Here is an 8,617-nt window from a genome sequence, read left to right as displayed (position 1 = left end):
GGCAGACCTCACTCCACCGTGTGCCTTCACTACTTCCTTGATTTTCCGACGTATCAGCGCTTGCTCTTGTCTTGTTGGTGGTTTGATTACTGGATATCTCATTGTTTTCCTCTATAGACGTAATTGCGAACGCGCCCCTGTTCAAGGAATATTTGCTTAATCTTAATATTGGCTATTTGTGCAGAAACTAGCAATTCACTGGTGAGCAGAATGGGAAAGATTGGAGCGGACAAGTTATTTCACAGGCGGGGGGCTTTCGAGAGTTACAACGATACCGGCCCGCTCCAATTTGTGTCGAGTCTATTTCTGACTCGTCGGAAATTATCAGGCATGCATGCGGCTGTTACTCTGGCGGTAATTCCCAGTTGTTCATGTTCTGGCGGTGATTCGGATCAACCATGTCCTCATAGTAGCCATGCTCAATCCAAAGCTTTGTATCGTAAATTCCTGCCGCCTTCAGTTTGTCCTTCATCACGCGTTTGAATTGCCGTGCTGTCCACTCAGAATAATATCCATTTGACTGGACAATGCCGCCCGCGTCAGTAAATACCGCCCAATATTCAATCCAGCCGTGATCAGAATCTGTCATCCGGACACCTTGTCTGACAGGGATTATAGCGTCATGGGCCATCCTTGACACTGATGTGTGACGTCTCGACCGTTCAGACAAACTTCATCGGAACTGAATGACCGCTTCTGGCCGAAAGCGGACATAGACAATGACGGGCTTTTTGTCAGTTTTGGGAGCGAGTGGCCTGGGTGTTTAAAAACACCCCATTTGTCGCAAATTTGTCGCACAGCGCAGGCAAAAAGACGCGAATTGAGGCGAAGGCAGACTATGTAATCTATTGGTAGCATTGGCTTACAGCTGTGTAAGTTTGCGCTGGTTTGCGCATTTATAGGACTCTGACTCCGCCAACCTAGGTTCGAATCCTAGTCCCCCAACCAATAACCCAAAAGCCTGCCTCGTGTAGGCTTTTGGGTTTGACGCTGCTATCCCCATGTAATCGACAAGTTTCCCGCATTGCTTCATGATCGGGCGAACGACCGGAGAGGCTATGACAACTATGTCGTTCTTCGCCGAACTCAAGAACCGCAATGTCCTGCGCGTGGCTGCCGCCTACACAGTTGTGGCGTGGCTGGTTATCCAGATTGTCGAGACCATTTTTCCGGTCTATGGCCTGTCCGATGCGGCAATTCGGTTGGTCATCATGCTGCTGGCTATCGGCTTGATACCGGTGGTGGTCTTCGCCTGGGCCTTCGAGCTGACACCCGAGGGTTTTAAGAAAGAGAAGGACATAGACCGCAGTCAGCTGACTACGGTGCGGACCGCCAAGACGCTGGACCGCGTCATCATGATAGTACTGGCGCTGGCCCTGGCGTATTTTGCCTTCGACAAATTCGTGCTGTCGGAGTCCAGGGAAGCGTCCATCGCCGAGACTGCGCGTCAGGAAGGACGCACCGAGGCGCTGGTGGAGTCCTATGGTGACCAGTCCATCGCCGTCTTGCCGTTCGTCAACATGAGTTCGGATCCCGAACAAGCGTATTTCGCCGATGGCATCTCTGAAGAACTGCTGAATCTGCTCGCCAAAATCCCGCAATTACGGGTCACCTCCCGTTCTTCCGCCTTCGCGTTCAGGGGCGATGACATCAATATCCCGGAGGTCGCGGAGAAGCTCAATGTCGCCTACATCCTGGAAGGATCGGTGCGCAAAGCCGGCAACCAGGTTCGCATTACTGTGCAGCTGATCGAAGCGCGTTCCGATACGCATTTGTGGTCGGAGACTTATGATCGGCCGCTGGATGACATTTTCGCAATCCAGGACGATGTGGCTGCCAAGGTGGTTGATCAGCTGCGTATAACATTGCTGGGCGAGCTGCCGAAGGCTACCCGGGCGAATGTGCTCGCGTACGCGCTCTATTTGCAGGCAAAACAAATTGTCAAACTGCAAATTGTGGATGAATTTCCGAAAGCGGAAGCAATGCTGAAGCGGGCGCTGGAAATCGATCCGACCTATGTCGATGCGCTTGTCGAATTGATGTTGGTCTATGTCTCCCCACAAATCGAAAGCGATTGGAAAGAGAGAGATGAGCTGAGAGTGCTGTACTTCGAAACACGTGACAGCATATTGGCGCTGGATCCGGACAACCCGAAGCTAAATGCAGTCATTGCAATGCAGATGTTTTTCGGCAAAGAGGTTGTCGCTGCTGCCAGACTGCTTGAAGATGTCCTTGTGATCGATCCGTCCAATTTAGAAGCTCTTTTCGGATCAGCGCTTGTCGCCTCAGACCTTGGCAAATTCGACCTGGCGATTCGCATCTACGAGTATCTCGCGGAACGCGATCCTCTCAACCTTTGGATTCACTGGAACCTTGGTTGGACCTACCTGGTAGCCGGGCGTATTGAAGACGCGCTGCGTAGTCATGCAATAGCAATCAGCCTGAATCCAGATGCGGAAAGCGGCAGATGGAAATCCGGTCTCATCAAATTGGTGGCGGGAGACCCGGCCGGTGCACTTGCAGATTTTGAACTGGAGATTCATGCACCCTACCGGCTACACGGCACCATCCTGGCGCTGCACGATCTGGGTCGCGAGGAAGAATCGGCAGCGGCGTTACGGGAATTACTCGATGTGCAAGACAATGAAAAGATCTGGCCGTACGGACTTGCTCGGTTATACGCATGGCTCGGCAACGCCGATGAGGCGTGCCGGTTTATGAGGCTTGCGACCGAAGTTTACCCGGGATCGGTTGGAGATGCCGCAACCAATCCGCTGTACCAAAAGCTGCATGACAATCCCCGCTGGCACGAGGTTTTGCTGGAAATTGGCGCTGCGCCCGAGCAGTTGGCAGCCATCGAGTTTAACGTGGCGCTGCCTGAGTAATTCAAAACCAGCACCGTTTGTGAGCAATTGCCAGGTTGGCAGAATTTCATCACAAACAGCCCAAATTTGACGCGTGCAAGTAACTAACAAGCAAATAATTCGTTGGCCTTGCTCACCAGTGCATTCAATCGGTCGCGAAACAATAAAACAACCCATCTCCGCCGGTGCCTCGCAAGTCACTCTGACCACAGCCACGCGAGCCGTGTGCGCTGTTCCAGGACGTCGGATTCGCACCGCCACCCGTGCGGTCGTGGTGGCCTACCTGTGCACTGCCATCGGCTTCACTGTAGGTCCAGTTCCGGCACGTATGGTCCTGACCATCCGTGTATGCAGTACCGTCGAGATTCGATCCGCTCAGGATGTCGTGGCGATTCGGTTTGTCCCCGCGGCCATTGATGACATCGCCGCTCTCACTGATCGAATTGTTTTTACTGAGGTTGTTTTTGTCGCTATGCAGATCAACGACATCTGTCGCTACCTGCACCCCGTTCGCATTTGACCACGGCCCCGTGCCTATCCGGTCGCGAGCATTAATCGCAGGCTCGCCTTCTGCACCGGCGCTACTCAGATACGCGCGCCAGGTTTTTCCGCCGGCGCCGACGGATTCGGCGAGTGCCTGGCAGTGCGCGTCAGCGCCGGTCAGACCACCAAGATTTGCCCCGTCCCCCGGACCTTCACTGGTCAGGAAGAAGCTCATGCTCGAATCTTCGGCACTTGCGAATCCGAAACCGGTGGCAATTACCAGCACACACAACAGTGATATTCTTTGTTTCATGTTCTGATTCCCTCTTTGGCTGGGCCTACTGTACGCCACCAGCTTCAGATATCCAGCTTGGATCGAAAGCGAACCTCGTTTCCAAAACAAAAAAGGTGCCAAGTGGTTCGAAAAAATCTTCTGGAGCGATTTTTTAACGATAGAGTGCGGCGACGTTACCCGCTACGTGCTGTTATCCTTAACCCTTGGTTCCGGGAGCGTAAATGGCAGGCATCTCACAGCTGATCAAAGAGTTACGACGCCGCAAGGTCTTTCGTGTTGCGGTGGTCTATGCCGGGGTCGGCTGGCTGCTGGTGGAAATATCCTCGGTCGTTTTGCCTATATTCAATTCGCCCGAGTGGATTCTGCAAGTATTCACATTTTTTGTAATCCTCGGATTCCCGCTGGCAGTGATATTGGCGTGGGCCTTTGAGCTAACACCAGATGGCATTAAAAGGGATACCGGCACTGAAGAGGCTCTGACGGATGAATCCGGCCAGATCGAGCCTGCGGCCATGCCAATCACCGACCGAAAGTCCATCGCGGTGCTGCCGTTCGAGAATCTCAGCCGGGATGCCGCGAACGAGCCGTTTACTGTCGGTATACACGACGATCTCCTGACCTGCATATCAAAAATCGGCTCGATAAAAACGATCTCGCGAACTTCGGTGATGCAATATCGGGATACGACGAAGACCATCCCGCAAATTGCCAGGGAGCTGGGCGTGTCGAGCGTACTCGAAGGTGCTGTTCAGCGGTCGGGAGACCGTGTGCACATTAATGTTCAGCTGATCGATGCCACGACGGACGAACATCTTTGGGCCGAAGTTTATGACCGGGAACTGACCGCAAAAAATATTTTTGCAATTCAGGGAGAAATATCCGCCGCCATTGCTAAAGCACTGCGGGCCACACTGTCACCGGACGAGCAGGATAGACTCTCGCATATTCCCACTGAAAACATGGCTGCCCTGGAAGCGTATTTTCTCGGCAAACAACGCATGGCATTAAGAACAACCCAGCACGTAGCCGAAGCCGTCGAACATTTTCAGCATGCGATCGAACTTGACCCAGAATTTGCGCTGGCCTATGTCGGTCTGGCAGACAGTTATTTGATGCAGGCCCATTATGGCAACATGACGATGGTTGCGATGGTGGAAAAGGGCGAGCCCGTCATCAAGAAGGCGTTGGAGCTGGATGAGCGATCGGGCGAGGCCCATACTTCTTTGGCTGCTTTGCAGGAATTCAGGAATGAATTCGCAAAATCGGAGCAGACCTTCAAACGCGCACTTGAGCTGAATCCAAATTATGCCACGGCCTATCACTGGTACGGTGAGTTGTTGATCAATCAACTGGACCGCGTCGATGAGGCGGCTGCACTCGGTAAGAAAGCTGCGGAACTGGACCCACTGTCACCTGCGATCAACATCAATCTCGGCATCTATCTGGACGTTCAAGGGAGCTTTGACGAGGCTTTGGCGCAGTATAAACGGGTGATCGAGATCGAACCGGGCTTCGCCGCCGTTTATCCGATTATTGGTTACATTTTCTGGGAGTCCTACGGACGACTGGCTGAAGCGATGCCGTGGTTTGAAAAAGCCGTATCGGTTTCACCCGCAAGCCCGAATTATCCGGCCTATCTCGGCATGCTCCGACTGGATCTGGGTGACGATATGGAGGCCGGGCGCCGGATTACCAAGGCCCTAGAGCTAGGGCCAGCAACCTATAGACCAAATGTTGCCAGGGCGTTTCTGGCCTTGAACCAGGGCGACAACTCCGCGGTTTATGAATACGCCGGCAAGGCCCTCGCGGCGGAGCCCAACGTCTGGTGGGGCTGGGCGGCACTGGCTTTGCTGCGCAATGAGGATTTGCGCGCAGGACGTTTCGGCGAGGCCCGCGCCCGGTATGAACAGTTTCCCCGAGCTTATCTGAATGACCAAGACTTGCAGATAAACAGAATCAATTTCCAGGCCGCCATCGATTTTTCCCTGGTATTAATGAAACTCGGGGAACAAGGACGGGCGGACGCTCTTCTGGATAAGTGCATGGCATTTATTCAAACGATCCCACGTCTCGGCCAGGGTGGGTACTGGATCGCGGATACCCTTATTTATGCGTTGCGCGGAGAGACAGGCAAAGCGCTGGCGGCACTCAGGAAAGCCATCGACGATGGCTGGCGTGCGTCCTGGTGGTATTACCTCAAGCACGACCCCAATCTGAAATCCATCCGCGATGAGCTGGAATTTCAGGCAATGGTCGCAGAGATCGAAGCCGATATGGCGGCACAACTGAAAGCTATATAGTCAGCATGACCGGTAAGGGTCGTGAGTATAGTACTTGGGGTGGCTGTCCAGTCTCACGTGCAGCCAGAATATGCCGGTTCCCGCGGTACTCAACCACAAGGGCCGGTCACTGAGGCGCTCTCGAACCGCGTTCCCTACATGTTTCCAAAACGCATGTTGCTGTGCAACGGGTGCGTTGCGGGTGAATTCGGCCAGGTGGGCGTACGCCGGGTCGGATCCAACCGGGCACGGCACGACCAGCAACGCATCCTTGCCCAGATTCCAAAAAGTAACGATGTCGTCATCGACATCCGATGATTCGAAATAGCTGGCAAAGGTTAGCGGGTCCGCGCGCACATTGCGCAGTTGCGAGCTGTCCACAAGTACAAACTCGAATTCCTGGTCGAAGGTGGCGGACGTGACTGGCGGCGTCTCCCAGTAGAATGCTTGAAACGGTGCCTGGGCGACTAGAGATATGAAAAAGCTGCGGAACTCTTCATCATCCTGCCATGCCTCTACGACACTGGAATACCGCACCGGCTCTTCGTTTCGCGTAATCCTGATCTTCTGGATACGGTCAGCATCGAGAGATTGTATCTGTGCATCCCACATGAGCTGATTGCATCCGGTTTCGCTATTTCGTCTTTTTGGCCAGCGCCAAATAAATGGACGATGAAATTCCGGCGCTGCCAAAAATCATGCACATCACGACGATCTGGTACCTGGCCGCTACAAACGGCGATACGCCGGAGAGAATCTGCCCGGTCATCATGCCCGGTAGCGATACCAGGCCCACGGCGAACAGTGTATTGATGATGGGAATTAATGATGCCTGTAATGCCGTGCTGCGTGCTTCCGCGTAGCCGACGTCCCGGTCCCGCTCCGCCTCGAATCTCTCCGCCGCGAGACTGACGGCGTTCATCGAATTGGCAAATATCATGCCGGCAAGTGGCACCATGTAACGCGGCAAAAACCACGGCTCGATTCCGAGGACCACCTGCGTTACCAGCGCGAGTGTCAGGGCCCCGCTGACCGTAATGGCAATGAACGCGTTTCTGAACAGGTGAGGCTGCTTGTGCCGTAATGGCCGTATGGCGATCCAGCTGGCAACTACCAGCATGACCGCCAGGATCAGGATGATAATGCCGGGCTGATGGGTATCGAAAATATAGACCAGCACAAATCCGATCAGCAGCAGCTGAATCAGCATCCGCGCGACCGCATAAACCGCGGTGGGTCCGGTGGTCGTCCAGCGAAACAATATGCCGACGACGATGGCAACCGGCAGCAAAGCCCAGATCAGTCCGGAAATCGTAATGACTTGAACCGATGTATTTACGGGCTGATCCTCCGGCTTTGGTCGCATCGGCAACAGCGGCAGGAAACGCCGTCGAATGCTTTAGCTGTTAAATTCCAGGATAGGAAAGGTCTTGGTTGAATGGCTGATTTCCCGGTGCTGCAGGTTTCCGCAGCATCTACCATCGCCGGTCTCAGATTGCTTGGCGAACTCATTCGCCCTCGCCAGACTTTCGGCCGGAGAGTGGTTGCATATAATAGGTTTTTCCTTCAAATACAAAAGGTACCCAGTCCGCAGGTATTTCCTTTTGGCAATAATCATCCCCCCCGGGTCTCGTCAGGTATCCGTCACATACTTTTCGAAAACCATCCAGTATTTGCCACTCGCCGGAAAATGAATGTTCCGAATCTTCTGTTTCTACTAAGGAATCTTGAGTCTCTGTTTCCGCGACGTCTTCAAGGCCGATGGGTTTTTCATTGGTCGGAAGTTCATCAATGGTCGCAGGCTCGCATGCGGAAAACAAAGCAGTGGAACAAAGCAGCAAAAGAAATGAATTTGGAGCAGCCGGCCTGCCAGATTTACGGATCAGTGATCGATTTTTCACGGCCGCACCTGTTTCTTGTTAGAAGCCATTATGGGGCTCCTAACTTGAAACCGAGCGACAAAGTTTTAAGGAACGCACTACGAAATCCCTTGAATATTCCGTCTGTCCCATTTATAGCACGCGCTTGAACACTTCGCTATTGGCGGAAGAGCATAGAAATTTCTGGCGTCCGCGACCCGTGAATATAACCAGGACAAGTATTGGCCACCAAAAGGCTAGGTTGTGGCGGCCAAAAACAACCGGCCCGACGAATACAGGATTCGCCGGGCCGGCATGTTGCTATTGAAAAGGATTCCTAAAGGTCGATTCGAAAACCTACGAATGCCGATCTGTCCTTGCCGGGCCGCAGACCGGCTGGCCGCAGCGCCGCGATATAGGTCTCGTCCAGCAGGTTTTCCACGCGCAGGAAAAGATCGAGCTTCGGGGTCAGCGCATAGTCCGCCGAAACGTCGAGCACCCATTTCGAGTCCGTGCCTTCACCGGCCAGGATCGGCCCGCTACCGGCCACGGCGCGGGTTTCGTCCTGGTAACCCGCTTTCAAGTGCAGACCGAACTTGCTGCCAACCAGGCCGATGGCCAGTTGTCCCTGGTTCCTGGGAATGTACGGCATTTCGTAACCGCCCATCACATCGCCCCACGGGCCGAAGCCGCTGTCAAAACTGTTGCGGAACTCGAACTGGTTGGTCAGCGTCCATACCAGGCTGACCGGCACGCTCCAGCCGCGGTTGAACAGGTCGTCGAATTCGTAGCCAGCCGATAACTCGAAACCGCTGACCACGGCCTCGCCGCCATCGA

The 8,617-nt window shown here is 53.9% G+C and carries 8 protein-coding genes; 2 read left to right on the top strand and 6 right to left on the bottom strand.

What is annotated here, in order from left to right; translation table 11 throughout:
* Positions 1-343: 343 nt before the first annotated feature.
* Positions 344-589: a hypothetical protein gene (locus IIA05_12490; protein MCH9027909.1), complete on the bottom strand. Its 246-nt coding sequence runs from the start codon at positions 587-589 to the stop codon at positions 344-346.
* Positions 590-1,058: 469 nt separating this feature from the next.
* Here IIA05_12490 and IIA05_12485 point away from each other — a divergent pair, with 469 nt between their 5' ends.
* Positions 1,059-2,885, top strand: coding sequence for a tetratricopeptide repeat protein (locus IIA05_12485; protein ID MCH9027908.1), 1,827 nt, complete (start codon positions 1,059-1,061; stop codon positions 2,883-2,885).
* Between the two features lie 124 nt (positions 2,886-3,009).
* Here IIA05_12485 and IIA05_12480 read toward each other — a convergent pair whose 3' ends face one another.
* Positions 3,010-3,660 carry a hypothetical protein gene (locus IIA05_12480; GenBank protein ID MCH9027907.1) on the bottom strand — a complete coding sequence of 217 codons (651 nt, stop codon included), beginning with the start codon at positions 3,658-3,660 and terminating at the stop codon, positions 3,010-3,012.
* Positions 3,661-3,863: 203 nt separating this feature from the next.
* Here IIA05_12480 and IIA05_12475 point away from each other — a divergent pair, with 203 nt between their 5' ends.
* Complete coding sequence (locus IIA05_12475) at positions 3,864-5,942, top strand: tetratricopeptide repeat protein (protein MCH9027906.1); 2,079 nt, start codon at positions 3,864-3,866, stop codon at positions 5,940-5,942.
* On the opposite strand, the gene IIA05_12470 is transcribed toward IIA05_12475, so the two are convergent.
* The 4 genes from IIA05_12470 to IIA05_12455 form a co-directional block, all read right to left on the bottom strand.
* Entirely contained in the window at positions 5,943-6,533 is a 591-nt protein-coding gene (locus IIA05_12470) for a hypothetical protein (GenBank protein MCH9027905.1), read from the bottom strand. It lies immediately after the preceding gene.
* A 22-nt stretch (positions 6,534-6,555) separates the two neighbouring features.
* Positions 6,556-7,287 carry an ABC transporter permease gene (locus tag IIA05_12465; protein MCH9027904.1) on the bottom strand — a complete coding sequence of 244 codons (732 nt, stop codon included), beginning with the start codon at positions 7,285-7,287 and terminating at the stop codon, positions 6,556-6,558.
* A gap of 142 nt (positions 7,288-7,429) precedes the next feature.
* Positions 7,430-7,822 (bottom strand): hypothetical protein, encoded by a 393-nt coding sequence (locus IIA05_12460; GenBank protein ID MCH9027903.1) that lies wholly within the window; start codon positions 7,820-7,822, stop codon positions 7,430-7,432.
* 295 nt (positions 7,823-8,117) lie between these two features.
* Positions 8,118-8,617 (bottom strand): TonB-dependent receptor (locus IIA05_12455; GenBank protein MCH9027902.1); only part of this gene is annotated, 500 nt, incomplete at its 5' end.

This window comes from Pseudomonadota bacterium (assembly GCA_022572885.1).
In the GTDB taxonomy this organism is placed as follows: Bacteria; Pseudomonadota; Gammaproteobacteria; order Steroidobacterales; family MnTg04; genus MnTg04.
This window is presented reverse-complemented; position numbering and strand designations above follow the sequence as displayed.

Excerpts from the sequence above, each read along its gene's own strand:
- IIA05_12490 (MCH9027909.1), bottom strand. The coding sequence starts at position 589 with ATGACAGATTCTGATCACGGCTGGATTGAATATTGGGCGGTATTTACT.
- IIA05_12485 (MCH9027908.1), top strand. The coding sequence starts at position 1,059 with ATGACAACTATGTCGTTCTTCGCCGAACTCAAGAACCGCAATGTCCTG.
- IIA05_12480 (MCH9027907.1), bottom strand. The coding sequence starts at position 3,660 with ATGAAACAAAGAATATCACTGTTGTGTGTGCTGGTAATTGCCACCGGT.
- IIA05_12475 (MCH9027906.1), top strand. The coding sequence starts at position 3,864 with ATGGCAGGCATCTCACAGCTGATCAAAGAGTTACGACGCCGCAAGGTC.
- IIA05_12470 (MCH9027905.1), bottom strand. The coding sequence starts at position 6,533 with ATGTGGGATGCACAGATACAATCTCTCGATGCTGACCGTATCCAGAAG.
- IIA05_12465 (MCH9027904.1), bottom strand. The coding sequence starts at position 7,287 with ATGCGACCAAAGCCGGAGGATCAGCCCGTAAATACATCGGTTCAAGTC.